Source organism: Mucilaginibacter sp. P2_A4 (assembly GCF_056405015.1).
The window spans coordinates 47791-71816 of record NZ_JBFUCX010000023.1; the positions used below are offsets into that span (position 1 = coordinate 47791).

General features: G+C 44.3%; 30 protein-coding genes and 1 pseudogene. 10 read left to right on the forward strand and 21 right to left on the reverse strand.

Annotated features, from left to right (window positions below; translation table 11 throughout):
* Positions 1-3: 3 nt before the first annotated feature.
* Positions 4-2523, reverse strand: a complete 2520-nt coding sequence (gene uvrA, locus AC1DYB_RS28955; protein WP_477440227.1) for an excinuclease ABC subunit UvrA — start codon at positions 2521-2523, stop codon at positions 4-6.
* Between the two features lie 76 nt (positions 2524-2599).
* Here uvrA and xth point away from each other — a divergent pair, with 76 nt between their 5' ends.
* The 6 genes and pseudogenes from xth (at position 2600) to AC1DYB_RS28985 (ending at position 5873) form a co-directional block, all read left to right on the forward strand.
* Positions 2600-3370: an exodeoxyribonuclease III gene (gene xth / locus AC1DYB_RS28960; RefSeq protein ID WP_477440229.1), complete on the forward strand. Its 771-nt coding sequence runs from the start codon at positions 2600-2602 to the stop codon at positions 3368-3370.
* A 40-nt stretch (positions 3371-3410) separates the two neighbouring features.
* Positions 3411-3599, forward strand: coding sequence for a YtxH domain-containing protein (locus AC1DYB_RS28965; protein WP_477440231.1), 189 nt, complete (start codon positions 3411-3413; stop codon positions 3597-3599).
* 4 nt (positions 3600-3603) lie between these two features.
* Positions 3604-4722 (forward strand): AI-2E family transporter, encoded by a 1119-nt coding sequence (locus tag AC1DYB_RS28970; protein ID WP_477440233.1) that lies wholly within the window; start codon positions 3604-3606, stop codon positions 4720-4722.
* Positions 4719-5201 (forward strand): DUF4385 domain-containing protein, encoded by a 483-nt coding sequence (locus tag AC1DYB_RS28975; RefSeq protein WP_477440235.1) that lies wholly within the window; start codon positions 4719-4721, stop codon positions 5199-5201. The genes AC1DYB_RS28970 and AC1DYB_RS28975 overlap by 4 nt, the downstream gene beginning before the upstream one ends.
* Positions 5188-5363: pseudogene (locus tag AC1DYB_RS28980) on the forward strand (DUF2256 domain-containing protein). The gene AC1DYB_RS28975 and the pseudogene AC1DYB_RS28980 overlap by 14 nt, the downstream one beginning before the upstream one ends.
* Before the next feature lie 126 nt (positions 5364-5489).
* The gene (locus AC1DYB_RS28985) at positions 5490-5873 is read left to right on the forward strand and encodes a response regulator (RefSeq protein WP_477440237.1); all 384 of its coding nucleotides are present in this window, start codon (positions 5490-5492) and stop codon (positions 5871-5873) included.
* 7 nt (positions 5874-5880) lie between these two features.
* Here the strand turns inward: AC1DYB_RS28985 and AC1DYB_RS28990 are convergent, their stop codons facing one another.
* Complete coding sequence (locus tag AC1DYB_RS28990; RefSeq protein WP_477440239.1) at positions 5881-6159, reverse strand: hypothetical protein; 279 nt, start codon at positions 6157-6159, stop codon at positions 5881-5883.
* Positions 6160-6313: 154 nt separating this feature from the next.
* Positions 6314-6472: a lmo0937 family membrane protein gene (locus AC1DYB_RS28995; protein WP_477440241.1), complete on the reverse strand. Its 159-nt coding sequence runs from the start codon at positions 6470-6472 to the stop codon at positions 6314-6316.
* 310 nt (positions 6473-6782) lie between these two features.
* On the opposite strand from AC1DYB_RS28995, the gene AC1DYB_RS29000 reads away from it, so the two are divergent.
* Positions 6783-7169, forward strand: a complete 387-nt coding sequence (locus AC1DYB_RS29000) for a response regulator (protein ID WP_477440243.1) — start codon at positions 6783-6785, stop codon at positions 7167-7169.
* A 249-nt stretch (positions 7170-7418) separates the two neighbouring features.
* Here AC1DYB_RS29000 and AC1DYB_RS29005 read toward each other — a convergent pair whose 3' ends face one another.
* Positions 7419-8516: a PAS domain-containing sensor histidine kinase gene (locus AC1DYB_RS29005; RefSeq protein ID WP_477440245.1), complete on the reverse strand. Its 1098-nt coding sequence runs from the start codon at positions 8514-8516 to the stop codon at positions 7419-7421.
* Positions 8517-8733: 217 nt separating this feature from the next.
* Here AC1DYB_RS29005 and AC1DYB_RS29010 point away from each other — a divergent pair, with 217 nt between their 5' ends.
* Together AC1DYB_RS29010 and AC1DYB_RS29015 are read left to right on the forward strand one after the other, a co-directional pair.
* Positions 8734-9171, forward strand: coding sequence for an Hsp20/alpha crystallin family protein (locus tag AC1DYB_RS29010; protein WP_477440248.1), 438 nt, complete (start codon positions 8734-8736; stop codon positions 9169-9171).
* A gap of 60 nt (positions 9172-9231) precedes the next feature.
* Positions 9232-9525, forward strand: a complete 294-nt coding sequence (locus AC1DYB_RS29015; protein ID WP_477440250.1) for a hypothetical protein — start codon at positions 9232-9234, stop codon at positions 9523-9525.
* On the opposite strand, the gene AC1DYB_RS29020 is transcribed toward AC1DYB_RS29015, so the two are convergent.
* From AC1DYB_RS29020 to AC1DYB_RS29045, 6 genes are all read right to left on the reverse strand, one after another.
* Positions 9518-9757, reverse strand: coding sequence for a DUF1810 family protein (locus tag AC1DYB_RS29020; RefSeq protein ID WP_477440252.1), 240 nt, complete (start codon positions 9755-9757; stop codon positions 9518-9520). The two genes, AC1DYB_RS29015 and AC1DYB_RS29020, sit on opposite strands and share 8 nt — an antisense overlap.
* Positions 9747-9935 (reverse strand): DUF1810 family protein, encoded by a 189-nt coding sequence (locus AC1DYB_RS29025; RefSeq protein ID WP_477440254.1) that lies wholly within the window; start codon positions 9933-9935, stop codon positions 9747-9749. Before AC1DYB_RS29025 ends, AC1DYB_RS29020 begins: the two co-directional genes overlap by 11 nt.
* Before the next feature lie 127 nt (positions 9936-10062).
* On the reverse strand, positions 10063-10377 hold the full coding sequence (locus AC1DYB_RS29030; RefSeq protein ID WP_477440256.1) for a hypothetical protein: 315 nt from the start codon (positions 10375-10377) through the stop codon (positions 10063-10065).
* Position 10378: 1 nt separating this feature from the next.
* The gene (ligD, locus tag AC1DYB_RS29035) at positions 10379-13120 is read right to left on the reverse strand and encodes a DNA ligase D (RefSeq protein ID WP_477440258.1); all 2742 of its coding nucleotides are present in this window, start codon (positions 13118-13120) and stop codon (positions 10379-10381) included.
* A gap of 4 nt (positions 13121-13124) precedes the next feature.
* Positions 13125-13298 (reverse strand): DUF3606 domain-containing protein, encoded by a 174-nt coding sequence (locus tag AC1DYB_RS29040; RefSeq protein WP_477440260.1) that lies wholly within the window; start codon positions 13296-13298, stop codon positions 13125-13127.
* Between the two features lie 47 nt (positions 13299-13345).
* The gene (locus AC1DYB_RS29045) at positions 13346-13519 is read right to left on the reverse strand and encodes a hypothetical protein (RefSeq protein ID WP_477440261.1); all 174 of its coding nucleotides are present in this window, start codon (positions 13517-13519) and stop codon (positions 13346-13348) included.
* Positions 13520-14172: 653 nt separating this feature from the next.
* Here AC1DYB_RS29045 and AC1DYB_RS29050 point away from each other — a divergent pair.
* Positions 14173-15513 carry a vanadium-dependent haloperoxidase gene (locus AC1DYB_RS29050; RefSeq protein ID WP_477440263.1) on the forward strand — a complete coding sequence of 447 codons (1341 nt, stop codon included), beginning with the start codon at positions 14173-14175 and terminating at the stop codon, positions 15511-15513.
* Between the two features lie 370 nt (positions 15514-15883).
* On the opposite strand, the gene AC1DYB_RS29055 is transcribed toward AC1DYB_RS29050, so the two are convergent.
* From AC1DYB_RS29055 to AC1DYB_RS29105, 11 genes are all read right to left on the reverse strand, one after another.
* Positions 15884-16261, reverse strand: coding sequence for a response regulator (locus AC1DYB_RS29055; protein WP_477440265.1), 378 nt, complete (start codon positions 16259-16261; stop codon positions 15884-15886).
* A gap of 1 nt (position 16262) precedes the next feature.
* A complete protein-coding gene (locus AC1DYB_RS29060) occupies positions 16263-17459 on the reverse strand; it encodes an ATP-binding protein (RefSeq protein WP_477440267.1) in 1197 nt (398 codons plus the stop codon).
* Complete coding sequence (locus AC1DYB_RS29065; RefSeq protein ID WP_477440269.1) at positions 17456-18466, reverse strand: PP2C family protein-serine/threonine phosphatase; 1011 nt, start codon at positions 18464-18466, stop codon at positions 17456-17458. Before AC1DYB_RS29065 ends, AC1DYB_RS29060 begins: the two co-directional genes overlap by 4 nt.
* On the reverse strand, positions 18459-18872 hold the full coding sequence (locus tag AC1DYB_RS29070) for an anti-sigma regulatory factor (protein WP_477396272.1): 414 nt from the start codon (positions 18870-18872) through the stop codon (positions 18459-18461). The genes AC1DYB_RS29065 and AC1DYB_RS29070 overlap by 8 nt, the downstream gene beginning before the upstream one ends.
* Positions 18853-19263, reverse strand: a complete 411-nt coding sequence (locus AC1DYB_RS29075; RefSeq protein ID WP_477396274.1) for an STAS domain-containing protein — start codon at positions 19261-19263, stop codon at positions 18853-18855. Before AC1DYB_RS29075 ends, AC1DYB_RS29070 begins: the two co-directional genes overlap by 20 nt.
* 12 nt (positions 19264-19275) lie before the next feature.
* Positions 19276-20139, reverse strand: coding sequence for an STAS domain-containing protein (locus AC1DYB_RS29080; protein ID WP_477396276.1), 864 nt, complete (start codon positions 20137-20139; stop codon positions 19276-19278).
* Positions 20140-20375: 236 nt separating this feature from the next.
* Positions 20376-20615: a hypothetical protein gene (locus AC1DYB_RS29085; protein WP_477440271.1), complete on the reverse strand. Its 240-nt coding sequence runs from the start codon at positions 20613-20615 to the stop codon at positions 20376-20378.
* Positions 20616-20913: 298 nt separating this feature from the next.
* Positions 20914-21660, reverse strand: a complete 747-nt coding sequence (locus AC1DYB_RS29090; protein WP_477440273.1) for a DUF72 domain-containing protein — start codon at positions 21658-21660, stop codon at positions 20914-20916.
* On the reverse strand, positions 21653-22498 hold the full coding sequence (locus AC1DYB_RS29095; protein WP_477440275.1) for an SDR family oxidoreductase: 846 nt from the start codon (positions 22496-22498) through the stop codon (positions 21653-21655). Before AC1DYB_RS29095 ends, AC1DYB_RS29090 begins: the two co-directional genes overlap by 8 nt.
* A gap of 162 nt (positions 22499-22660) precedes the next feature.
* Positions 22661-23824, reverse strand: coding sequence for a DUF892 family protein (locus AC1DYB_RS29100; RefSeq protein WP_477440277.1), 1164 nt, complete (start codon positions 23822-23824; stop codon positions 22661-22663).
* A 40-nt stretch (positions 23825-23864) separates the two neighbouring features.
* Complete coding sequence (locus AC1DYB_RS29105; protein WP_477440279.1) at positions 23865-24026, reverse strand: hypothetical protein; 162 nt, start codon at positions 24024-24026, stop codon at positions 23865-23867.

A 24026-nucleotide genomic window follows, 5' to 3' on the forward strand; every position in this document is an offset into this window, starting at 1 on the left:
TGTTCACAGGTATTTACTTAGATAAGAGGAAGTGCGGCTGGCTTTTACTTTTACAATCGACTGTGGGATACCGGCAGTTACGATCCGCCCGCCTTCGTCTCCGGCACCGGGACCAATATCAATCACCCAGTCACTCCCTGCTATGACCTGCATATCATGTTCGACCAGGATAACCGTATTGCCCGCATCCACCAAACGGTTCAACTGCAGCATTAATCTTTCTACATCTGAAGGATGGAGCCCGGTAGTCGGTTCATCTAAAATATAAAGTGTCTGCCCGTGCTGCGCGCGCTGCAGCTCGGTTGCCAGCTTGATGCGTTGCGCTTCGCCACCCGAAAGCTCGGTGGCCGGCTGGCCTAAACGCAGATAGCCCAAACCCACTTCCCTTACCACTTCCAATGCCCGGCTGATGGACGGTTCTTCGTCGAAGAAATTTGCTGCCTCATCTACTGTCATAGCCAGTACTTCGGCAATATGCTTTTCCTTATATTTAACTTCCAACGTTTTGGGGTTATAACGCGTACCACTGCAAGTCGGGCAGGGCGTATAGACGCTGGGCAAAAATAAGAGTTCCACCATCACCATACCTTCGCCCTCGCAGTGCGGGCAGCGGCCCTTGGCGACGTTAAAAGAAAAACGGCCGGCATCATATTTTTTGCTTTTGGCCATGGGCGTAGCTGCAAATAATTTACGCACATGGTCAAACAGGCCGGTATAAGTAGCCAGGTTGGAACGCGGTGTCCGGCCGATGGGTTTCTGGTCAACAACCACCAGTCTTTTAATATGTTTCATGCCGTGGGTGATCTGTCCTCCCAGGGTTAGCACTTCGATATGTTCCAGCGGGTCGGCTTCCGTTTCGCCGGTAGTATCCAGCTGTACACCTAAATGTTCCGCGACCAGTTCCACCAAAACCTGGCTCACCAGGCTGCTTTTACCAGAGCCGGAAACGCCGGTCACGCTGGTCAGTACGCCCAGCGGAAAGGCGGCATCCAGTCCGTTCAGGTTATTGCGGCTAACGCCTTCCAGTTTCAGCCAGTCTTTAGGCACCCTGGCTTCGCCGGTTACTTTCTTCGGGTTGCCGTATAAGTAGTGGCGGGTCAGCGACGCTTCGATGTCATTTAAACCTGAGGGCACCCCGCTGTACAAGATATGACCACCTTTTTCACCTGCTGCCGGACCTACATCCACGATCCAGTCCGCGTGGCGAATGACATCGATCTCGTGTTCCACTACGAACAGCGAATTACCCGACGCCTTTAATTTATCAAGCGCCCTGAGCAAGGCTTCGGTATCAGCCGGGTGCAAGCCCGCGGAGGGTTCATCCAGTACGTAAACCACACCGAAAAGATTAGAGCGCACTTGCGTTGCCAGTCTTAACCTTTGTAATTCACCGGGCGATAAAGTAGGTGTACTGCGTCCGATGGTCAAATAACCCAGGCCGAGGTCAAGCATTACCTGGAGCCTGGCTAAAAAGTCTTCAGCGATACGTTTAGCAACGACCACCTTTTCCGGGTGCTTGCCTTCCAGCTTTTTTAAGGCGGGTGAGGCTCCGGTCGCATAAGGCTGGAAAATGGTGGCCAGTTTGTTCAGCGCCAATCCAGACAGTTCCGCGATATCATAACCCGAGAATTTGATGCTCAGCGATTCCTGTCTTAATCTTTTGCCCAGACAAAGCGGGCATTCACTGCTGAGCATATATTGCGACACCCGTTTTTTCATCAATGCGCTTTGCGTATGGGCGAAAGTATGCCGCACGTAACGGCGGGCACCGGTAAAAGTGCCCATATAGTCAGGCTGCCGTTTATTTTTGATGAAACGCTGAATTTCTTCATGGCTGTACCCGGAATAAACCGGCACTACCGGCTGTTCTTCGGTAAATAGTATCCAGTCGCGGTCTTTTTTCGACAGGTCTTTCCAGGGAACGTCAATATCATAACCCATCGTGGTTAAGATATCACGTTGGTTCTGACCCTGCCAGGCTGATGGCCATGCGGCAATCGCTTTTTGCCTGATGGTCAATGAATCGTCTGGCACCATGGTTTGTTCGGTGATCTGATAAACCCTTCCCAAGCCGTGGCATTCCGGGCAGGCACCCTCCGGCGTATTGGGTGAAAAGGCCTCGGCATAAATGATACCTTGTCCCGGAGGATAATCACCGGCACGGGAGTACAACATTCTTAATAAATTAGAAAGTGTCGTTACGCTGCCAACCGACGAGCGGGTACTGGCCGAACCCCGCTGCTGCTGTAAGGCAACGGCCGGAGGCAGCCCTTCGATCTCATCGACTTCCGGAATAGCCATCTGGTTAAATAAGCGCCGGGCGTAAGGTGAAACGGATTCAAGGTAACGCCGCTGCGCCTCGGCATATAAAGTACCGAAAGCAAGGGACGATTTTCCCGAACCGGAGATACCGGTAAAAACCACCAGTGCATCCCTTGGTATCTCCAGGCTAACATTCTTTAAATTATGCTCCCTGGCCCCGCGCACGCTGACAAAACCGGAAAATTCAGTTCTCGTACTCATGATTTGCCAACAGCCTGACAGCGCCATTGTTTCAGAACCGGTGAAACTAAGATCGCTTACCGCTTGTTAGGCTTTTGTGAAAATCGCTACTTATAATATTAACGGAATCAACGGAAGGATCGGCAATCTGCTCCGCTGGCTGGCAGATGCGCAACCCGATGTGGTATGTTTGCAAGAACTCAAAACAGAGGATCATAAATTTCCTGAACGTGCTTTATTAGAGGCGGGTTACAACGCCATTTGGCAGGGACAAAAAAGCTGGAACGGTGTGGCGATCATATCTAAATTCGAAATCAAAGAAACCCGGCGTGGCCTGCCCGGCGACGAAAATGACAGCCATAGCCGTTACATCGAAGCTTTTATAAATGGGATTGTGATCGGCTGTTTGTACCTGCCAAATGGCAACCCTTTTCCCGGGACAAAGTTTGAGTATAAATTGGATTGGATCAGACGGTTGACGGCTCATGCCAAAAAGCTGGAAGGGTTTAATTTACCGGTGGCCCTCATCGGTGACTATAATATCATGCCGACCGACCTGGATACTTACAAGCCAGAGAAATACATCGAAAACGCGCTGTTCCGGCCGGAGGCGCGAAAGCTTTTTCATACATTACTTAAGCTGGGCTGGACGGATGCGATCCGCGAATTGTACCCGGACAAAGCTGTTTATACCTTTTGGGATTACCTTAGACATGCTTATGAGCGAAACGCTGGTTTGCGGTTAGATCATTTTCTATTAAACAAACTACTCCTGCCACGCTTGCGATCAGCACACATCGACAAGGAAATAAGAGGATGGGAACATTCCAGCGATCATGCGCCGGCTTGGATCGAAATTGCTGAATAAATTTGATGGCACCATACTTGATTAGGTTAATGAAAAACTTATGGGCACGATCAAGACTTTTTTATTAGGCGCAGGCACAGCTTACGCCATCTACTTTATTACCAGAAAACGCATAGACGGAACATCCATACTGGATGACTTGCTGGACAATCCTTCCTTATTTATGAACAGGGCTAAGGATTATGCGATAGCAGAAGTTGCACATACCTTAAAAGAAAAACTAAGTTAATTCCGTGGATATTCAGCAACTCAAGGGCCTGCCGTTTTATTTAAAACTGGCCGCCGTATTGTTTAGCCTGATTGCTATGGTATGGATCGTGATCATCGCAAAGGGGATCCTTTCGCCATTGATCTTTTCCTGCTTGTTTTCCATTTTGTTACTGCCTTTTGCCGCTTTTCTGGAGAACAAGCTCCGCTTGCCGCGCAGCGCGGCTTCGATGCTCGCCGTTTTAAGTCTGCTTGTTTGTATTGGGGGCTTACTTTACGTAATCGGTTCGCAGGTATCAAACTTGGCAAGCGACTGGCCGCAATTCCAGGATCAATTACACAAAACGCAAAATGACATGATGGACTGGATCCGTTCCAGCTTTCATGTCACCCGCCATAAGCAGCTTACCTTTGTAGCGAACACAACCAACAGGGTAGTTGCCTCCGGCGGATCAGTTGTCGGCGCTACTTTATTGTCCTTGTCGGGAATGCTGCTGTTTTTGGTTTTTACTTTTATTTACACCTTTTTCTTTTTGTTGTACCGCAAATTGATCATGCGCTTTTTAGAGACCGTATTTGAAGAAGACAACAAAAAAGTTGTACATGATATCATTGAAAAAGTGCAATTTATGATCCGGAATTATATAATAGGGATCGTGATTGAAATGGCCATTGTCGCCATCGTAGTGAGCGTTGCATTTATGTTCCTGGGCGTTAAATATGCGATCTTGCTGGGTTTAATAACCGGCCTTTTTAATATTATACCCTATATCGGAATTTTTACAGCGCTGGTTTTAAGTTCTGCAGTTACGCTGGCTACATCGCCTGAACAAGGAACCGTGATCTATGTCATAATTACGCTGGTGATCACGCACCTGATAGACAGCAATATTTTATTGCCCCTGGTCGTGGGTTCCAAAGTCCGGATCAATGCGCTCATTACTGTATTGGGGGTCATCATTGGGGAAATGGTTTGGGGTATCCCCGGTATGTTTTTATCCATACCGGTAATAGCGGTCCTAAAAATCATCTTTGACCGGGTTGAAAGCCTTAAAGCATGGGGCATTATCCTTGGGGACGAAGAGCCGAAACAAAACCGCCTGGCAAAAAAGCTGGCGGTTAAGAAAAAGCCGGTCACCATATGACAGAATCCCCATCATATTTAAATTTCAACAAAGAGGCTTACGCCTGGAATCCTAACGTCGACTATCGCGTGCAACCGGAATTGTATCGTGTTGGAAAACGCGAACAGGGCGTTCTGATCTGTGAACCTTATAAAAGTGAGATCGGCCAATACTGGCGATTTAAAACCGTGGAAATCGCCAAAGAAAGCAGCGCAAAGATTTATGAATTATTCTCGGTTTACCTTGCTGACAATGATTTCGTCGGCGCTGATATGGCACGCAAATACCTGCAAATGGGTTTCACCCGCGCACGGCGTTATGCCAATTATAAAGGTGGTAAAAAATATGACAAAGAGAATGACTATAAACTTTTAGAAAAAGGGACAGGTGAAAACGAGAAAGCGAAATCCGCGGCCATTTTTTTTGCCAGTTGGAAAGCGGCAGAAGCGAACGAGCAGTATGCCCGTTTAAAAAAACAATGGAAGAATGAAAAGGGTTAAGAAGCAAGACCTCCCGCAGAAAATTTGTGTAACCTGCGGCCGTCCGTTTAATTGGCGTAAAAATGGGAAGTAGTTTGGGAAGAAGTTAAATACTGCTCGGATAAAATTAGAAAAAACAAGAACAATTATTGTGTGGGATATGCAGTGTTACCTCTGAAATAATCTGATTAATTCGGAATATATTGAAAGTCAGAATGGTGGCTTGACATTTGCTTATAAAATTCAGATGTAAGAATTGAGAAAGGCAATTATCATTTGAAGTGCCTGCGGACTAAAATAAATATTAAAATGGAAACAAATAAATTAGCCACTGCCAAAAAGATTTTAGTTGTAGACGATGATCAGGATATTCGGGAAATCATCATGATGGTCCTGGAATCTGAGGGCTATCATGTTTCCGGATTGGATAACGGACAGGCGGTTGTAGACACAGTTCACCAAATACAGCCGGATATAGTATTACTTGATGTTCAGCTCGGTGACCGGGATGGAAGGGATATCTGCCGGGAACTAAAGCAAATGCCAACTACGCAAGATATCCCAATTATTATTATTTCCGCCAGCCACGGCTGGCACGCCCTTCGGGAAAAAGAATGCAACGCGGATGATTTTCTGGCTAAGCCATTTGATTTAACAGATTTGGTAGGTTATGTCAGGCGTTACGCGGCTTAAAACATGATTAAGCAAGTACTAAATAGTTAATAGACGCAAGTTTTTCAGCCGTTCCGTAATAGGTCGAAAATCTGCCATATTTCGCCTTCAAATAGGCGGTAACAAGGTAACGACACTTGAAATATGCGAAGCCATTAAAGTGCAACTCCCCTGAAAAACACGGGTTATCATCACCCATCAATTCTAAATTGTCAAAATATTCTTCCCGTAATTTGACGCCGCCAATGTATTGCTGTTCATCCGGTTCATAGGCTGCGCAGATTAGGAAGCATTCGTGTGGCCACATTATACTAATCCAACTTTCGCAAAACAGGAATTAGTTCCAGTGAGCGACACGGGCCAGCGGGCTGATGACTTCAGTAATAAAAAGAACTGTTCAACATCATGACAAAAAGCCCGGCGTTAACGTCCGGGCTTTTCAGATTTATTATTCCGTTAAGCTAAACGACTGTTGTATCCTTGCGCAGGAAACCCAGCACTAATGCAATAATTGCAATAACTAATAGAACGTGGATTAAACTACCGGCCGCATAAGCGAATGTGCCGATTGCCCATCCAATGATCAGGACAACGGCGATAATGTACAATATTGATCTCATGGTTATAAGTTTATGTAAGTAGATAACTGAGGTTTACAAATGGCATACCAATATTGACAATTGGTAATTTTGCATTCATGTGGGTGTTGTTATCGTAGTAAATAAAGATAGGGCGGATATTTTAGCAGACACAGTGTATTAAATGTGAAAGCTGAATATTACTATTGAGCTCTTTAACAACAGCTAATTTAGCAATCAAACATTTCCGGCTTGAATTGTTATATATAAACACATTCCTACTTTAATAGCGTACCGCTTAAGTTTCCATTCTCTTATCCTGCACATGTTTTATTAGGCCAGATACTTTGTTATGACTAATAAACGCGTTTTAATACTTGATGATAATGAGGCAATCCTGGAGGTTGTCACAGAGGCCTTACAATACGAAAATTATGAGGTACTCGACATCAGCTTTGGTTACCAGTTAATGGAGGCGATAGCGGATTTTTCTCCCGATCTCATCCTCCTGGATTATCGGCTGGCAGACACGAATGGCGCTGACCTTTGCCTGACTTTAAAAAGCGATCCAGCCTACCGTCACATCCCGGTGATAATTTTCTCTGCCTATTTCAGTCGCGCCGATGCCAGCAACCCCGGCAATTGCGATGGTATCTTATATAAGCCTTTTAATCTGGATGAACTGCTTACTATCGTTCGTTTACATGTCGAGCCCGGCTATGTTAAACAAATTGGGTAAATTCTTGGATTTTATCAATATAGCCAGAATGGCCACATCCGGTTCACCGACAATGCCGTGATATCGATATAGAACGCTATGGTGAGGAATTTTTTAACTATATAAGGTTTCATACAGATGTAGAAAGAAAACGACCTGGTATGTTTTCAGTTAAAACTCATGTCGATACACCTATTGGGACAATTAGCGTAAATAGCAAGCTGGGGGTCGGTACTACGTTCGATATAGAATTGCCTGTTGGTTATGCCACTAATTAATCGGAAGCGAAAATTTGAATGTACTCCCCTGATCACGTTCGCTTTCTACCCATATCTTACCCTGGTGTCTTTGAATGATCTCCGAACAAAGATAAAGTCCGATGCCAAATCCGGCGATTTTTTCTGTTTCTCTTGTTTCCGCCCGGTAATGAGGCGTAAAAAGCTTATCTATATCTTGCTTTGAAATACCCATGCCATGGTCACGAACGCTAACGGTCATCGTATTGTTCTCGACGAAACAGGCAACTTCAATAGGTTCCTCCTTGACGGAATATTTCGCGGCATTGCTCAGCAGATTTACCAACACCTGTTCGATCTTATCGCGGTCTGCATTGACCAAAATGCGCTCAAATGGTACTACAGTAATATTATGCGATGCGGTAATAAATATAGTTTCCTCAATGACCTCACTGATCAGCTCGCCCATATCAAAAAATTCCTTCTTCAAATGGATCTTGCCAGCTTCAGCGCCTGATAGGTTAAGAAGGCTGTTGATCATATGGAGCATTTTTTTAACCTGCTTTTCCACTTTGGACAAAGCACCTATCGTAAAACTATCCTTTTGTTTTTTTGCCCAGGTATTGAGCATTTGGACATACGCCTTTAGCGCAGTTAGGGGTGTTTTCAGTTCATGGCTCACCATGCCGATAAACTTGCTGCGGCGCAGGTCGTTTTGTTTTTGTTCCGTAATATCCATTACGATCCCGGAAAAATAGCTGTTGGTTTCATCGGTTGTGCTAAACCCACCGGTAATGCTTAACCAACGGTGCTTTTGGTCGGGCGCAATGATCACCGGGCATTCTACATACAGATTGCTGCGATGCTTGATCGCTTTTTCTACCGTAGCCAGGAAGGAGCGTTTGTGCTTGTCAACGACTTTTGACAGTGCATCGTCAAAGGACATTTCTTGTTCCGGTAAAAACCCGAACAACGCTTTGGTACGTTTGGAAGGGAGGAAATTCCGCGTTGCGGCATCCATCGCCCAGATTCCTACATTAGCGGAATCAAGCGCCATTTGCGCGATAACCAGTTCCGGTAGTAGTCCATCGTCGCCAGATTCACGCTTTTCTTGTATCGTCTCATCCATCATACTGGTCAATCTTTTTCGATGTAAAAGTAAAGTAAATAACCGGTACACAATATACCGTTATCTCTAGGGCTAATCGCCGCTTCAAATTTGACACTGATGCTGTAAATTTTTCAGTATGAATCTGCAAATTTTTCATTGGTGAAGAGTTGGCACACCAGTTGTAAATGGTGTTTTATAGTTTAATTAATTTTTTGTTCAACTTTTAAAAGAGAAGGCCATGACCTTAGTTAAATTCAATAACAAAACTGCGAACTCATTAATGCCAGGCTTTAATGATGTTTTTGATTCCATCTTTAACGACACTTTCTTTAACGACCGTATGATGAGCCGCGTGCCTGCTGTAAATATCAGCGAGAGCGAGTCACACTATCATGTGGAACTGGCTGCGCCGGGCTTAAAGAAAGAAGATTTCAAACTGAACCTGGAGCGCAATAGCCTGAGCATATCTGTAGCGCAAACAGCGGAGCAACAAGACAGTCAAAAAAATTACAGTAAACGAGAATTCAGCTACGGTTCATTTGTACGTGCTTTCACATTGCCTGACAGCGCAGATCACAGCCAGATTGAGGCAACGTACGTTGATGGCATCTTGTGCATCGATATCGCTAAACGCGAAGAAGCTAAAGCAGTGCGCCGCGAGATAGAGATCAAATAAGTGTATCGGTTCATTTAATTACAGGGCTCCTGCTTCAGGAGCCCATTTTTTTGACGTAGCATGGAAACACAGTTCTATCTTTTATTGAGTATCAAAACTCCAAAAGGGTTTGTGAATTACGGTCAATACTTTTTAGGCGATCACCGTGAGACAGCGGAAAAACTGTTCAATGAGTTACAGGGCACGGGCTCACCGCCCGACAGTACGGTATTACATGTAGATCTGATGGAAACCATCTTGGAATTGCCTGTTAAAATTAAAACGATCGGCTGTACCCTGGATGAACTTTGTTATAACAGCAAACTCATCGCGCGGGAAATGTTCCGGTTGAAAAATCTAAAAGAACTTAATTAGACTTTATGCTTAACTGTTGCAAAGTGCGCTGGTCTCTTTCACCGCCATAAAATTTATCCAGCACCTGGCCGAACACCGGAAAGGTAGCCGGTACGGCATTGAACAGGTTCATACCTGACTTCAGTTTTAAGTTATCCGGGTTGCCGAAGATGGCGTGTGCGTCATTGGTTTCGAGTTCAAGCAGGGCTTTGCAAATGTTGACCAGCCGTAAACTCAGTTCCTCATCCATCATAATCTGTAGCTTCTGCTATGTCTTTGATGGCATAGTGACGCGAGATCTCGGTCGTACCTAAACCCGCAACTTGGGGAAAGATATACCACATCCAATGACTCTGTTTGCGGCCGCTTTGAACCTCAGCCAATGCTGTTTCATAATCGCGCTCCTTTGCATCTTTAAATCGCTTTAACATTGTTATTTTCTTAAGGTTATCATCATACCACCGGCAACTAATCCGGCGAAGGTGTACCAGGCAACCGTTAACATTTTTGTTTTATTTGTTCGGGTTACCGGTGCATCGCTCAGCCCCATGGGTTTGGTCAAAACCAGTGCGCCAATTCCGGCACATAAGCCGTGGGCCGCGCCGTGATAAAGCAGGTATTTCTTTTGCCCAAGCCGATCATGCTATAATAGGCCGCATTGCTGAGCAGATCGGCCGTCAGCATCGCTGCAAACCAAGTATTACCTGTTGGTGGCTCAATTCCAATTTTTTTTAGCCCTTTTGATAAGGCTTCTTCGCCGATCAGGTCTACCCGTGGTGCTTCGTGATCAAATCGCATTGCCACTTGATGCAGGATATTAAGCGCCATCGCGCCGGCTATGCCGCCGAAAATACCACTGGTTAATTTTTTCATGTTATCCGAAAATACTTTGTGCTTTTTTGATGGTTTTGGACAAGTCAATACCTTCACCTAATACACCTTTGAACAAATCCCCCGTTTCCTTTAGCCGGTCCAATGCGTTATGAATATTAAAATGCTGAATGGTCAGTCCGGGTTTAACCTCATCCCAACTCAGTGGCATGGAAACCGTCGCGCCTGGCTTTGGCCGTAGGGAATAGGGGCCTGCAATCGTCGCGCCTGGCCGGTTTTGTAAAAAATCGAGGTACATTTTGCCGTGCCGTGCGGCTATGCTGCGTTCCAGGCTGGTAAAGTTTGGGATTTCTTTGTGTACCAACTTGACGATGATATTGGCAAACATTTGCGACTGGTCATAAGTGTATTTGCCTTCAAGCGGAATGTAAATATGCATCCCTGTTGATCCGGAAGTTTTTGGGTAAGATGGAACATCTATCGCATCCAGTACCATTTTTACTTCTAGTGCAGCTTGAACCACCTGGTCGTAAGTATGTTTATCAGGGTCAAGATCGATTACGCAATAGTCAGGATTATCCGGTGTTTCCGCGCGGCTGAACCATGGGTTGATCTCGATGCAACCCAAGGAGTTCATCCATAAGAGACTGGCTTCATCAGTTGCTACTAAGTATTTCGTTACTTTCCCTTCACCGGTTACGTGGTCAAATGTTTTAGCCCAGCCTGGTGCTTTATCGGTTACATCCTTTTGGTAGAAGCTCTGACCGTGAATGCCGCCTGGAAAGCGATTTAAGGACATAGGGCGGTCTTTCAGGTACGGCATCATATATTCGCCTACCTTGTAGTAATAATTTAGCATCTGCCCTTTGGTAATTTTATCCTCCGGCCAGTAGAGTTTGGTAACGTGATTGAATTTTAGCTCATGCCCGCAAACTTTTTTGGTTTGTGTGTCCTCCGTGGGATTGAGTAATGTTTTACGATCGGTGGTTTTGACAGGCTCCAATTTCAGATCGCTCGTCTTCGTTTTACCTTTTGTCTTTGCTTTTGATTCCTTTGTTTTGCGTGATTCTATGGTTTCCGGAGTGGTTATTTCAGATTCAGCAATGGCTTCTTCCGTATCGGCAGCAGTTTCCAATATAACATCCTTAGCATTTTTATCGGTCCGCATGCCCTTAAATGAGGCCTGGCGGAATACGCCATCACTGGTCACCTCAGCAAATCCTACTTCGCAGACAAGTTCAGGTTTTAACCAGGTTGGTTTAGCGCCCATTCTTTTTGGACGAAAACGGGTGGGCTTATCAACATCTACTTCATAGTCAAACGGGCTTTCATCCGTAATAAGCGGCTTAAATTGTACCATAATTTCTTTTTGCAGTTTGTCTGAAAAGCCGGTGCCGACCTTGCCCACAAATTGCAATTCTTTGCCTTTGTAAACGCCAAGCACCAACGCGCTGAACGATTTGCCGGTTCCTTCATTTTTGGTAAAGCCCGCAATGACAACTTCCTGCCTGCGCTGTACTTTAACTTTGAGCCATTCTTTACTGCGCAGGTCAGAGGTATAAAGGCTGTCCGCTTTTTTCGCGATAATGCCTTCCAATCCCATTTTTTCAGCAGCAGCAAAGAAGTCAATGCCGTTCGCATCGAACACTTTGCTTTGGCGAATATGATCGTTGTCGGTTGGAAGTATATCTTTCAGGATCGCTTGCCGTTCAATCAGGGGGAGGCCCATCAGGTTTTTGCCCTCATACCATAAAATATCAAAGATGTAGTACACGAGGTTACCGTCAGCTTCGCTGCGCCAGTTCTGCATCGCCCCGAAATTGGAGATACCTTTTTCATTGAGCACGAGCAGTTCTCCGTCGAGTACGGCGTCCATGCCCCATTTCTTCATGGCATCATTGATCGGATAATATTTTTCAAATGGGAGATTATTGCGGGAGATCAACTGTGCGCCTTCTTCTTTATTGAGAACGGCTATCGCACGGTAACCATCCCATTTGACTTCAAACAACCATCCCGGTTCATCAAATGGTTCATCCACTAAGGTGGCCTTCATCGGTTTGATGTTTGCCGGCACTTTAGATTTGGGTGCAGCTTTCAGGATAGCTTTTACATCGATATCAGGTGCATCTGCCGTTTCTACATCTTCCGGCAATACTTCATCGGGCAACACATCTTCTTCATGCCCGTTCTGCCATACTTTTTCGCTGGTTTTTTCCATCGTTTCAATGGTCTTCCCGGAAAGCACAGATTTATCTTGCTTGGTAATATCCTTATCTGTGGCAAACTCATCCTTATGCTTGATCATGAGCCAGCCATTTTCTCCCATGCCGTGTGTTTTAAACATCGCAAATTCACCATTGAGTTTTTCACCGTGCAGTTTGATCTTTAGCTGTCCGGACGCGAGTTGTTTAAGCAGGTGTTTTTCCTGGGCTTTTTTACCCTTAATTGGCTCTATTGGTTCATAGGTGCCCTCGTCCCAAACGATGACCGTCCCTCCACCATATTCTCCCTTCGGAATAATTCCCTCAAAGTTCAAATAGTCAAACGGGTGATCCTCGACCATCATAGCCAGGTGCTTGACTTTTGGATCTAGGCTTGGGCCTTTCGGCACCGCCCAACTTTTCAATACGCCATCCATCTCCAGACGGAAATCGTAATGCAGCCTGGAGGCATCATGCTTTTGCACGACAAAAATGAGGTTGTTCTTATCTTCGCTTTTTCCAGCTTTAGGCTCGGCGGTCTTTTTAAAATCCCGTTTTTTGGCGTATTCGGTCAGGCCCATAATGTTATTTTTTTAGCTCACGCTTTACGTCCGGAGCGGCAGTTCCGACAGTCAATACAGCCGCTTTTATTTTATCCTGGGAAACATTGAATTCACTCGCCCAAAGTTCCAATGCATAGGTATCTTCGATGTCAATCGTTCGGGTATCTTTGATGTTAGCCTTAATTTTTCTGTTCATATGTTGAGATAATTGCAGGGACAACGAAGCCCCTAGCAGGGCTTTTGTTATTTCTTTCCTTCGAGTTTCTTTTCAAGCGCAGCTCGTTTATTACTACCAGTAGCCTTTTTAGCTTCTTCTACCTTATTAGGTGAAGTCCCTTCTTTCTTTGCTTCGTATTTTAATTCATGTGGCTGTTCCGATACGGAAGCTTTTTCCACCTTTGCGCCTTTTGTTGCCATAGGATATGTTATTAGATGTGCTTGATTAACAATGTGTTTTAAGGATAGTTTTAATCAATGAGCAAACAATTATCATTTTAAAATAATTACAACCAATTGCGCGGGGGGGCTGAAATTAAAATATTCCTTTAAAGAATTAATATTTTCTTTATAAATTAAATATTCTCTTTTAAGATTTGATAATCTGATATTTATAATCTAAATTTATATAACCATAGCCCGGGTCTATAAATTAAATCTCGGTATCTAGGGCGGCAAATTTCTACTCGGACGGCGATTGCAACTACAGGTGCAAATTAAACAGATGGAGAACACATATAAAAGGCTAAAAAGAATATAAAAACCTTTTGTGTATTTACAAATGGTTATGGTGTTAATGTGACCCCAAAAGTACAAATGCCGAATTCTTTTATTGAAGATGCAAAGAAGATTGTAGCACTGAAATATAAGTAAATGAGCATCAATCCCTAATGATGTTTAAAATCAAATATATTAGACTTTCTTTCGATCAAAGCCATTCTGGGCTACTAATTACTAATACTATCTATTAGCTACCACATCATTGACAGTTGGATACAATTTACACAGCAATAAGCATGTAAATAACTCTTACGGAAATAAAAACAAATTCTTTCACCTTTAAAACTTTCAAAATGGAAAATTCAACTAAGCTCACATCCACCAGCTGGATATTGCTTGCGGGCATTTGCCTTTTTTTTCTGTCTGGTTGTAAAAAAGAAAAAGGACCAAAAGATTACCCCGGCCATCTMAATCAAACCAATACCTATTCCTCGGAAGTGGCATTTAAATGGATTGAYATGCAGCTTCGCTTGTTCCGTACTAACGCCACCCCAATAGGAGGATTGCCTCCGGCGCGYTATTTTACTTATAGCGCTATTGCATTGTATGAATCAGTAGYGCAGGGGATGCCTTCTTATCAGACTTTGTCCGGACAGCTAACAGGTATGCCTGCAATGCCTCAAACAAMYCCAGGGTTAGCATATCATTGGCCCACTTGTGCTAATGCAGCATTGGCCGCCATGAGCCGTAATTTTTTCCCTGGTACTTCTGCCGCCAATATATCGGCAATGGATTCATTGGAGAATATCTTAAATAGCACTTACAAGACTAAAGTRGATAATGATGAGTTTCAACGCTCGGTACAATTTGGAAAATCAATTGCCCAATTAATTTTTGACTGGTCAAAAACTGATGGAGCKGCAAATGCGAATGCTCCTTATACTCCGCCTGTTGGCCCAGGCTTGTGGGTTCCAACGCCTCCTGCATTAGCRGCACCTTTTGGGCCTTATTGGGGGAATAACCGGCTAATGGTACAAGGTAGTTTAGATGGAAGTGCACCACTTGCACCGCCTGTTTATTCAACAGATCCGTCTTCAGATTATTATAAAATGGTAAAAGAAGTCTATGATATTTCTCAAACGCTTACMCCCGAGCAAAYTGCGATAGGRTTATACTACCGCGATAAYCCCGGTTTTGGCGGAGGCCACTATCTTTCCATTTTACGYCAGATATTGCAGCARGAAAATCCACAACTGGATTTTACCGCTATGGCTTTTGCCAARGTAAGCATTGGCATTGTGGATGCAGGCATTGGTTGTTGGAAAATCAARTATCAATATAACCGGGAACGTCCAATAACCTATATAAGAGACGTGTTGGGCCATTCTACATGGAATTCGTTGTTTCCCACACCAAACTTCCCTGAATTCACTTCTGGTCATTGTGCCATTGCGGGRGTTTTTTCAGCGATACTTACAGAYTTGTTTGGGAAAAATTATCATTTTACCGATCACTCTTACGATTACTTGGGTATGGCCCCGCGACCATATGATTCTTTTGATGCTTTAGCGCAAGAAATCAGCGCTGCCAGGTTATATGCAGGTATCCATTATCGTATTTCTTGCGAAAGAGGTGTGAAAGAAGGAGAGATAATAGGACAGAATATTAATAACAAGCTGAAGTTTAAGAAATAAATAAAATTGGCTAAATGAGTAAGGCATACTTTGTAGTGCCTTACTCAACTATCCTTTAGCTGTTGTCGTCGGTGTCCACGTAAATCTGAGTAGGGCAATTAAAAGTTGTTAAATATGGGCTAAAAGAGTGATGTTAATTTGCATAATAATGTCAATGTAAGGATGGTTAATTGATTTACTTTAAGATCTAGTCAATTTTAAAAGGATGGCTGAAGCGCGGCGCCGATGTCCTAACCTCACACAAAATTTTCAACAAATTGAATCGCATTATGTTTGGTCTGAACGCTTAAGGGGTAGGCTATTTAATTTAAAATATGACCTGTTTATTTTTTGATTCGATCATCAAAGTAGTTTGCTGTGAATTTTAAACCTATGCGTTAAACGTAAGGGCTTTTTGGACAATTGCTTTCAGTGCATCCAAATCAAATGGTTTTGGAAAAACAAAATCAGCACCCGCTGTAACGGCCAGCGTTTTAATATCGGCGTTGGCAGAGAAGTAGATAACAGGAATAGCTTTTAAAGCTTCGGCCGCTTTGAGATTTTGGGTCGCAACAATGCCACCTTCATCAGGTATCCAGTTATCCATCAGAATAACGTTGGGCATAAAAGCCGATACTCTTTGGATAAGATCACTGCAATCATAATAGGTTTGCACTTGCCAACCTTCTTCCCTAAGTACGAAACTACAGATAGTAAGAATATCTTCGTCATCGTCAAAGATCATGATTTTGTACCCGTCATTATTCATTTTAAGAAGTTACTAAAGGTATCGTGAAATAGAAAGTGGAGCCGTGGCCTTCGGCGCTTTCCACCCAGATCTTGCCCAGATGGTCGGTTACGATTTTAGAGGTAATATATAAACCCATTCCCAGGCCGGTATGGCTTGTCAGCACATCCTTGGCCCTGTAGAATTTTTCAAAAACAGAAGCCGTGGTTTCGGCAGTCATACCGCGGCCCTGATCGGTAATGCTCACGGTTACATGTCCCTCATCTGCCAGCGACGTACTGATCGAAATGCGCGTATTTCGGTCGGAATATTTACCAGCATTGCCCAACAGATTGGCAAGTACTTGTTCCATGCGCAATTCATCAATCATAATTTCTGCATCGGCAGAAAAATTAATAATAAATTCATGATGAGGCATGATATGCTGCATCACGGCTACCTGCCTTTGCAGGAAATCATTAAGACTAACAGGCAACATTTGGTATTGCAGGTTGCCATTTTCTATCTTTGAAATATCCAACAATTGCTGCACCAGAGACAGTAGCTTGTTGGACTGCAGATCTATTTTAGCCAGCAGCCCACGTAAATGATCGCTGACTGGCTCCTTTGCCGCTTTAGCCATTTGTGTATAAGCCTTAAGCACCGTCATCGGTGTTTTAAGTTCATGGCTGGCGATAGAAATGAATTCTGTCTTCTTTTCATCCACTAATTTGGAACGGCGCAGCTCTTCATCTTTTTCCGAAGCAAGCCGATGCAAGGTGGCATTACGCTGTTTAATATCTTCATAAGCGTTTAATGGCTGTTCTTCTTCAAACTGCTTTTTTAGGATACTAATCTTAATGGGATCTAGTTTTAAAGAACGCGGCAGGCCGAGTTTCATCGTGATTATATTGACCGATTCTGTCTCAGATAAATTAAATTCAGGAACCAGCTTTTGGGCATAATAAAACCCCGCATCTGCATTGGTGAAACGGATATCCTTATCAAAGGACACCGAAGCCATCAGGCTGTAGCGTGTCTTCACCTGCTCGATGCCAATTTCCAATAGACCACCATCAGTGTGCTCGATAACCGTGCGGGCTATTTCTGACACCGCAGTAGCAAAGGTAGTTTGGGTAGCAACGGTTAATCCCAACCGCTCGGCGGCCCTCATAGACTTTTTATGAGCCAGCACCAGGTCCATCTCATTTTCCAATGAGATTAATACTACTTTGATCATTTTATTTTCGCGATTACGACCGACATGTCATCATTACGGCGGGCATGGTCTTTATATATAGCTGCTGCCAAGATAGTTAAATCATATTTATACATAAGCGGATAACGGGTCATTTCAATGCGGGTTTTGATTCCATCTGAGCAAAGCATCACCTGGTTAAACTCCTCTGCGGCATATTCCTGGTCATTCATGGTGTTTGGAATGTTGTGGCCCACGATACCATTGTAGGACATTTGGTTTTTAAAATTTACCGGCCCGAACATGCGCGCTGCAATATTGCCCACCCCAGCCGATGTCCAGATCTTGCGCGCAAAGTCATAGCTAACAATATTAATAACCGCTCCCCTGGTTTTTTTAATGGCGCTATGGATAAAGCGGATCGTTTCTGTAGGGCTATAATCCGGGAATGTTTTAAATGCCTTAGCCGCTTCATTAACGGCCAAATTGGCTTCCGGGCCGTGCCCCAGACCATCGGCAAGCATCATTTTCAAGTATTTATCCGTTGTTTTATAAACAAAGCCATCACCGCTGGTTTTTTCACCCGGCTTATAGACCACGATGGGGCGCATTACCACTTCGTTTTTTGCTTTAATTTTTTCGGGGTCACTATATACCCGGCTCAATACAATAGTGCCCCAACCAATCTGCGAATACAATTCAAACGTGTCTGACATTCTTCTCATACCGCCCAGCCCGTGGCCAAGTGTATTGGAGGTAGAAACGCCATCCTGCATCATTTTAGCAGGATTAATCATTCCGGGCCCGTTATCAATGCTGATAAGCTCCACATACGGGTTGCCGTCATTGGGAAAAACGCCTATTAATAGTTCACCATCATCGCTATATTTGAAGAGATTAGAGGTCATTTCAGCAACGATCAGGTCAAGCTCATTGATCCTGCCTGGCGCGATGCCGCCGTCGGTGGCCATTCGGTGGATTTCTTTTTTTATCAATGAAAAATAACTCCGGTCATCCGCAGTAAAACTTACATGAGTTGCATCAACCATTCGCCCATTTTAAAATCGTAATCACTGTACCTTCTCCCATCTTGCTTTTAATTTCAAATTCGTTTACCAATCTTTTGGTCCCGGGCAAGCCCAAACCTAAACTTTTCCCGGTAGAGAATCCATCTCTCATGGCAGCGGCTATATCGGGAATCCCCGGGCCACGGTCTAAGAAAGTTAAACGGACGCCATTATTACGACCGCTGGACACCACTTCAACGATACAAACACCGCCGTCGGCGTAACGCATCATATTACGAACCAATTCGCTACAGGCAGTTAGCAAACGCGTTTGGTTAACCAATCCCATTTTAATCCTTACTGCTGTTTCCTTCACGCGGTTTTTTAAAAAGACCACGTCCTGCTCTTTTAATACCTGGATGGTATCTTTACTCAGTGATAAGGTCATCGTTGGTCTGGTCTTGGTCTGCGTCCTCTTCGGTCTCATTGATCATGGATTTCAGCAAATTCATACCTTTTTCCATATCCAAAGCGGTGTGCACGCCCTTCAGCGGCAAGCCCAGCTCAATTAATGTGATAGCAACTGCGGGTTGCATGCCTACGACAACTGTTTCAGCATCCAGTATTTTCGACATACTGGCAATATTGCCGATAATGCGACCCATAAAGGAATCTACTATGGACACCGCCGAAATATCAATCAATACACCCTTTGCACTGGTTTTATTGACCATTTGAACCAGGTCGGCTTCCAGATTCAGCGCCAGCCGGTCATAAAGGTCAACCTGAATCGACACCAGTAAAAAGGCGCCCATCCGGAGAATAGGAATTTTATCCATTAACTTGGTTCATTAATATTTTGTAGCTGTACTGATCTTTTTTACCTCCAGGCGCATCACCTTAAACGAATAGGCCAGCGCACTGGCTAAAGTTGCCTTGGTAATAATATTGGAAAGATCGATACCCAAATGCACAACTGTCTGCGCGATTTCAGGGCGAATACCACTGATGATACATTCCGCGCCCATTAAACGCGTAGCGCTTACCGTCTTTATTAAATGCTGAGCTACCAGCGAGTCCACTGCCGGTACGCCTGAAATATCTAATATGGCAATGCTTGACCCGGTTTCCACGATTTCCTGTAACAGGTTTTCCATAACCACCTGGGTACGGGCGCTATCTAAAGTACCTATAATTGGCAACGCTAAAATGCCATCCCAAACACGGATCACAGGCGTAGAGATCTCGGTGATCTCATCAGTCTGACGCAGGATTACTTCTTCGCGGCCTTTAATAAAAGTCTCAAAAGTCACCACGCTCAGGTTGTCCATGATGCGGTTGATCTTTTGACTTTCTTTAAAAAGCTTCATCGGATCTTCCGGGATTTCCTGTTGTAAAACGTCCAGGATAGCCTCTTTCAGCGTGAATACAAAATTCCCTGTTTCACGCGGGCTAAAACCCTGGCGCGCCCGCGTAATAGCTATACCTCCTAAAATTTCGATCACCGGGCTCCATTCATCTGAATCAAGGTTAATGAAATTTTCTGTTGATAAATTATTGACCAGGGCGGTAATTAATTCCTCGGATTGGCTGCGCAATTCATCGTTACTGATCAGGTCTTCACGCAGGCCTTCGTCAGCTAACTGGTTCTTCATCCAGAGTTCCAGGATGTTTTTTTTCTTATTTTTTAACAATTGATGTGTTTTTAGTGACATGGATGAAGGATACAGGTTAAATATATAAATATACGCTTGCTATACGATCCAAACTTGGCAAGTTGAAAGATTTTGTAAGGTAAGTAAACAGTTCAATATTAGAAATGTTTTAATTTAATATTAAAAATTATTTCAGGCGGAATCTTGAATTCATTCAGAAACGCCAAATGTCTCCAGTTGAGTGTTCAGCACTTTTTTCATTATTTTAAGTTGTAAATTACATACTGATTGATGAATTATGCCTGCGGGTGGTGTACAAAATCGCCCAGTTTACTTATATCAGTTTTGTGTTTCTTCATTATCTTCTTTTTAGCCCTTAAGTAGTCCTGGGCATGGTCTAGCCTGTAAGCTTCAGCCTCTGCGGCACGTTTTGCGCGTAAATAAAACCAAATTCCGGCCCCTGCAGCCAATGCCCCAGTGATGGCAGCCGCGATGTAAAGCATTGTGTTGTCTTTTTTGTTAAAAGGATTTTTCATAGTCGATATTTTAAAGGTCAACAAGCGGCAACCCTTTTAGTTGTTGATTTATTTAAAAAGACAATTGTTTAGGTATGAGTTAATGTCATTGTCGCGCGCTCTTGTTAATCAGGAACTTTAGATCAAAAAAAACTTACGTAACGGAATTATCCTGGGAGCACTAAGCGGGGCTTTCGCCGTAGGCCTATGGAAAGTAACCCTGAAAGCGCACCCTGCGCCGCCCTCGATAGATTTTACGAATTATTAAATTTAACTGGTGCCGGCTCATATCATTTTCACAGTGTGTGCCACGCTACCCTCAAGGTTGCTGGACGAGGTTATTTAGCGTGATTAGGTTCTGCACGGCGTCACCCATCGTATTATTAAAATAAGCATAAACCGTTTTGCCTTCTTCCTGCCATTCGCTGATATAAGTACTGTATTCGGTTAATACATCGTCGGGGTAACTTCCTCGGTATTTTCCGCCTGGACCATGAAAACGGAGGTATATCGTATCGCCTGCGACATAATGTAACGGGGTGGCAGAAGCCGGGATATCCTGTAGAACAATACTAAGGTTACTTGACATAGCGAATTGGAGTATTTTTTCTGTATACCAGGAAGCATGGCGAAACTCCAGCGCTATTTTCCATGTCTCTTCAGGATCGGCCTTCTTCACACTGCCAATCAGATACTGTAGCTGCGGCATTAGGTTACCCTTTGCTGATGGCGGAAGCTGAACAAGCAAACAGCCTTTACGGTTTCCGGCGCTATTGATTGCCTCCATAAAGCGGATGATATCAGCCGGGTTAAATTCCAAGCCTTTTTCATGGGTTATCCCGCGCCAAAGCTTGAAGGTGAACCGAAAACCATCCGGCACGTCTTCCGCCCATTTACCAACTGTTTTAGCTTGGGGTATTTTATAAAATGACGAATTAATTTCAATACTGTTAAACAGGGAAGCATAATAGCACAACCTGCTTTTTTCTTTAAAAGCTGGAGGATAATGTGTTTTGTTTGGCACAGGTAACACCAAGCCGCTTGTGCCGGCATAATAATTACCCATTAACTACTTCACCTCCATTTACATGGATGACCTGGCCGGTGATAAATGAGGCATCGTCAGAAGCAAGGAAAACATAGGCCGGACCCAGTTCAGATGGTTGCCCTGCTCTTTTCATGGCCGTTTCTGATCCAAATTCCTTAATCTTTTCTTTATCAAATGTAGCTACGATGAGTGGTGTCCAAACCGGGCCGGGTGCCACAGCGTTTACTCTGATCTTCTTTTTTACAATATTGGTGGCTAATGACCGGGTGAATGAGGTGATCGCGCCTTTTGTGGAGGAATAGTCGATAAGATTTGGCGAGGATCGATAGGCTGTCACCGAAGTGGTATTAATAATACTGTCGCCTGGCCTCATAAATTCCAGTGCTTCGATAGCAAAATAAAAATAAGCGAAGATATTGGTGCTGAAAGTATCTTTCAGTTGTTTTTCGTCGATATTTTTAGGGTCTTTTTGGGATACTTGCATGCCCGCATTATTAACGAGTATATTGAGTTTGCCCCATTTCTTAATAGTTTGCTGTACAGCCTTTTTGCAAAAGGAGGCTTTTTTAACATCGCCTCTTACTAACAGGCATTGTCTGCCTTCTGCTTCAACCAACTTTTGAGTTTCTTCAGCGTCAATATCTTCGTTCAGGTAAACAATTACAATATCTGCGCCTTCGCGTGCGAAATGAACGCTGACGGCGCGGCCGATGCCGCTGTCGCCACCGGTAATCAGGGCCACCTTGTCTTTCAGTTTTCCTGAACCCTGGTAGCTGGCTTTGATGTATTCCGGTGCCGGATTCATTTTGGCTTCAATGCCAGGCTGCCGGTTTTGTTTCTTTGGTGTCTTTGCCATAGCATTGCTTTTATAATATAACTATGCTTATTCCATATAGTTTCACTTATAGTTAAAACCGAATTTCGTAAGGCAGCGGTTAAAGAGGAAACGCCGGGTATTTCATAAAAAAAGGGCCGCTTAATTTTAAGCGGCCCAAACTACAACATCACCCTTACCATCTTAATCTTCTGCCGGTTCGGTGCTGGCCTCATAATTAGCCTGGCTCTCGGCAATCTCTGTTAATTTTGCATCTGCTGTTTTTTCTTCATCCAGCGTCAATACAAACAATTCAGCAATTTCATAATAGCCCAATGTTTTAGCCAGTGCGATCATGCCACCGTAGGAAGCTATTTCGTAGTGCTCTGCTTTCTGACCGGCAAAGATCAGTCCTACATCACGTTGGGCAGTTCCTTCCGCTGTAGCGCTGATGATCTCATCACCTTCGTCCACAATACCCGCCATCGCTTCGCACTTCCTGCTTTCCGGCTCCAGGCCCAGGATCGCGAAAGCTTGTTCAAGACGTTGAACATGGGTTTCCGTTTCCGACAAATGCATTTCAAAAGCACTCTTCAGTTCAACGGAAGTCGCTGCTTCGGCCATATCCGGCAGCGTATCCACCAATTCCCGTTCGGCCCAAAGCAGGTCTTTTAGTTCATTCACAAAAAACTCCATTAGTTTGGAATTATCTCCCCCAGTTTCCTGCCATTCCTCTTCCTGTTCGATACTTTCCGGTTCCGGCGCATAAGCAGCCTGGTTTGGGTATTCACCTGCGGCGCCTTCGTATGATGGCTGCGCAACAAATTTGTTGGTAGCTGTTGGGTAACCAGGTTTTTCGCTCGTGGCTAATCCGGTATCGTCAGTGTCATAGTCATCATTGTCATCAGATGCCTCCACCTGGTCGCGTAAAGATCTAATAAGATCATGACCATCAATAATACCTTGCTGCTGCCTTTGTAAAATCTGTGTCAATTCGGAATCAAGATCATTCTCCGGATCCAGCGCATCGCGGTAAGCACTTTTAGCAGCATCTTCGCCACGCTCACACTCGTTCAGTACGGCTAATAGATCATGGCCTGTAAAAGTGGCTTTGATATCTATCCAGGCGCGGTGCAGGTCGCCAGAGGTACTGGTGCCATCGGCTGGTTCGGTGCCATATTGCTGCGCAATAGCGGTCAGATCCGTTGCGTATTGCTGGCTTTCGCCGGCCAATTTGCTAAAAACGGAGATCAGGCCGTTGTCATTGTTTTCCAGGTCGGTGCCCGCTTTTTCAAAACCGGCTACGCGGTCATTATTGATCTTGATGAGGTCATTGATCACATCGATCGATTTTTCAGATATTTCCATAGGTATAGTTATTATTTGTTGATGTTAAATTTACAGGCTATCAGCCCGCGCTGTTGTTATCCTCCAGTTCAGCGTACAGGAAAGCCTGCGTTTTTCCATTGTCGAGTTTCACTACGATGCTATCGCCGATTGCATACACAACCTCGCCTTCACCTTCCTGTGAAAGCACACGCTGCCCTTTAAAGAACAAGTGCTCATCCAT

What these genes read in the sequence shown, in the direction of transcription:
- uvrA (WP_477440227.1), bottom strand. Translation starts at nt 2,523, where the DNA reads ATGAGTACGAGAACTGAATTTTCCGGTTTTGTCAGCGTGCGCGGGGCC.
- AC1DYB_RS28965 (WP_477440231.1), top strand. Translation starts at nt 3,411, where the DNA reads ATGGGCACGATCAAGACTTTTTTATTAGGCGCAGGCACAGCTTACGCC.
- AC1DYB_RS28975 (WP_477440235.1), top strand. Translation starts at nt 4,719, where the DNA reads ATGACAGAATCCCCATCATATTTAAATTTCAACAAAGAGGCTTACGCC.
- AC1DYB_RS28985 (WP_477440237.1), top strand. Translation starts at nt 5,490, where the DNA reads ATGGAAACAAATAAATTAGCCACTGCCAAAAAGATTTTAGTTGTAGAC.
- AC1DYB_RS28990 (WP_477440239.1), bottom strand. Translation starts at nt 6,159, where the DNA reads ATGTGGCCACACGAATGCTTCCTAATCTGCGCAGCCTATGAACCGGAT.
- AC1DYB_RS28995 (WP_477440241.1), bottom strand. Translation starts at nt 6,472, where the DNA reads ATGAGATCAATATTGTACATTATCGCCGTTGTCCTGATCATTGGATGG.
- AC1DYB_RS29000 (WP_477440243.1), top strand. Translation starts at nt 6,783, where the DNA reads ATGACTAATAAACGCGTTTTAATACTTGATGATAATGAGGCAATCCTG.
- AC1DYB_RS29005 (WP_477440245.1), bottom strand. Translation starts at nt 8,516, where the DNA reads ATGATGGATGAGACGATACAAGAAAAGCGTGAATCTGGCGACGATGGA.
- AC1DYB_RS29010 (WP_477440248.1), top strand. Translation starts at nt 8,734, where the DNA reads ATGACCTTAGTTAAATTCAATAACAAAACTGCGAACTCATTAATGCCA.
- AC1DYB_RS29015 (WP_477440250.1), top strand. Translation starts at nt 9,232, where the DNA reads ATGGAAACACAGTTCTATCTTTTATTGAGTATCAAAACTCCAAAAGGG.
- AC1DYB_RS29020 (WP_477440252.1), bottom strand. Translation starts at nt 9,757, where the DNA reads ATGATGGATGAGGAACTGAGTTTACGGCTGGTCAACATTTGCAAAGCC.
- AC1DYB_RS29025 (WP_477440254.1), bottom strand. Translation starts at nt 9,935, where the DNA reads ATGTTAAAGCGATTTAAAGATGCAAAGGAGCGCGATTATGAAACAGCA.
- AC1DYB_RS29030 (WP_477440256.1), bottom strand. Translation starts at nt 10,377, where the DNA reads ATGAAAAAATTAACCAGTGGTATTTTCGGCGGCATAGCCGGCGCGATG.
- ligD (WP_477440258.1), bottom strand. Translation starts at nt 13,120, where the DNA reads ATGGGCCTGACCGAATACGCCAAAAAACGGGATTTTAAAAAGACCGCC.
- AC1DYB_RS29040 (WP_477440260.1), bottom strand. Translation starts at nt 13,298, where the DNA reads ATGAACAGAAAAATTAAGGCTAACATCAAAGATACCCGAACGATTGAC.
- AC1DYB_RS29045 (WP_477440261.1), bottom strand. Translation starts at nt 13,519, where the DNA reads ATGGCAACAAAAGGCGCAAAGGTGGAAAAAGCTTCCGTATCGGAACAG.
- AC1DYB_RS29055 (WP_477440265.1), bottom strand. Translation starts at nt 16,261, where the DNA reads ATGAATAATGACGGGTACAAAATCATGATCTTTGACGATGACGAAGAT.
- AC1DYB_RS29060 (WP_477440267.1), bottom strand. Translation starts at nt 17,459, where the DNA reads ATGATCAAAGTAGTATTAATCTCATTGGAAAATGAGATGGACCTGGTG.
- AC1DYB_RS29065 (WP_477440269.1), bottom strand. Translation starts at nt 18,466, where the DNA reads ATGGTTGATGCAACTCATGTAAGTTTTACTGCGGATGACCGGAGTTAT.
- AC1DYB_RS29070 (WP_477396272.1), bottom strand. Translation starts at nt 18,872, where the DNA reads ATGACCTTATCACTGAGTAAAGATACCATCCAGGTATTAAAAGAGCAG.
- AC1DYB_RS29075 (WP_477396274.1), bottom strand. Translation starts at nt 19,263, where the DNA reads ATGGATAAAATTCCTATTCTCCGGATGGGCGCCTTTTTACTGGTGTCG.
- AC1DYB_RS29080 (WP_477396276.1), bottom strand. Translation starts at nt 20,139, where the DNA reads ATGTCACTAAAAACACATCAATTGTTAAAAAATAAGAAAAAAAACATC.
- AC1DYB_RS29085 (WP_477440271.1), bottom strand. Translation starts at nt 20,615, where the DNA reads ATGAAAAATCCTTTTAACAAAAAAGACAACACAATGCTTTACATCGCG.
- AC1DYB_RS29090 (WP_477440273.1), bottom strand. Translation starts at nt 21,660, where the DNA reads ATGGGTAATTATTATGCCGGCACAAGCGGCTTGGTGTTACCTGTGCCA.
- AC1DYB_RS29095 (WP_477440275.1), bottom strand. Translation starts at nt 22,498, where the DNA reads ATGGCAAAGACACCAAAGAAACAAAACCGGCAGCCTGGCATTGAAGCC.
- AC1DYB_RS29100 (WP_477440277.1), bottom strand. Translation starts at nt 23,824, where the DNA reads ATGGAAATATCTGAAAAATCGATCGATGTGATCAATGACCTCATCAAG.
- AC1DYB_RS29105 (WP_477440279.1), bottom strand. Translation starts at nt 24,026, where the DNA reads ATGGATGAGCACTTGTTCTTTAAAGGGCAGCGTGTGCTTTCACAGGAA.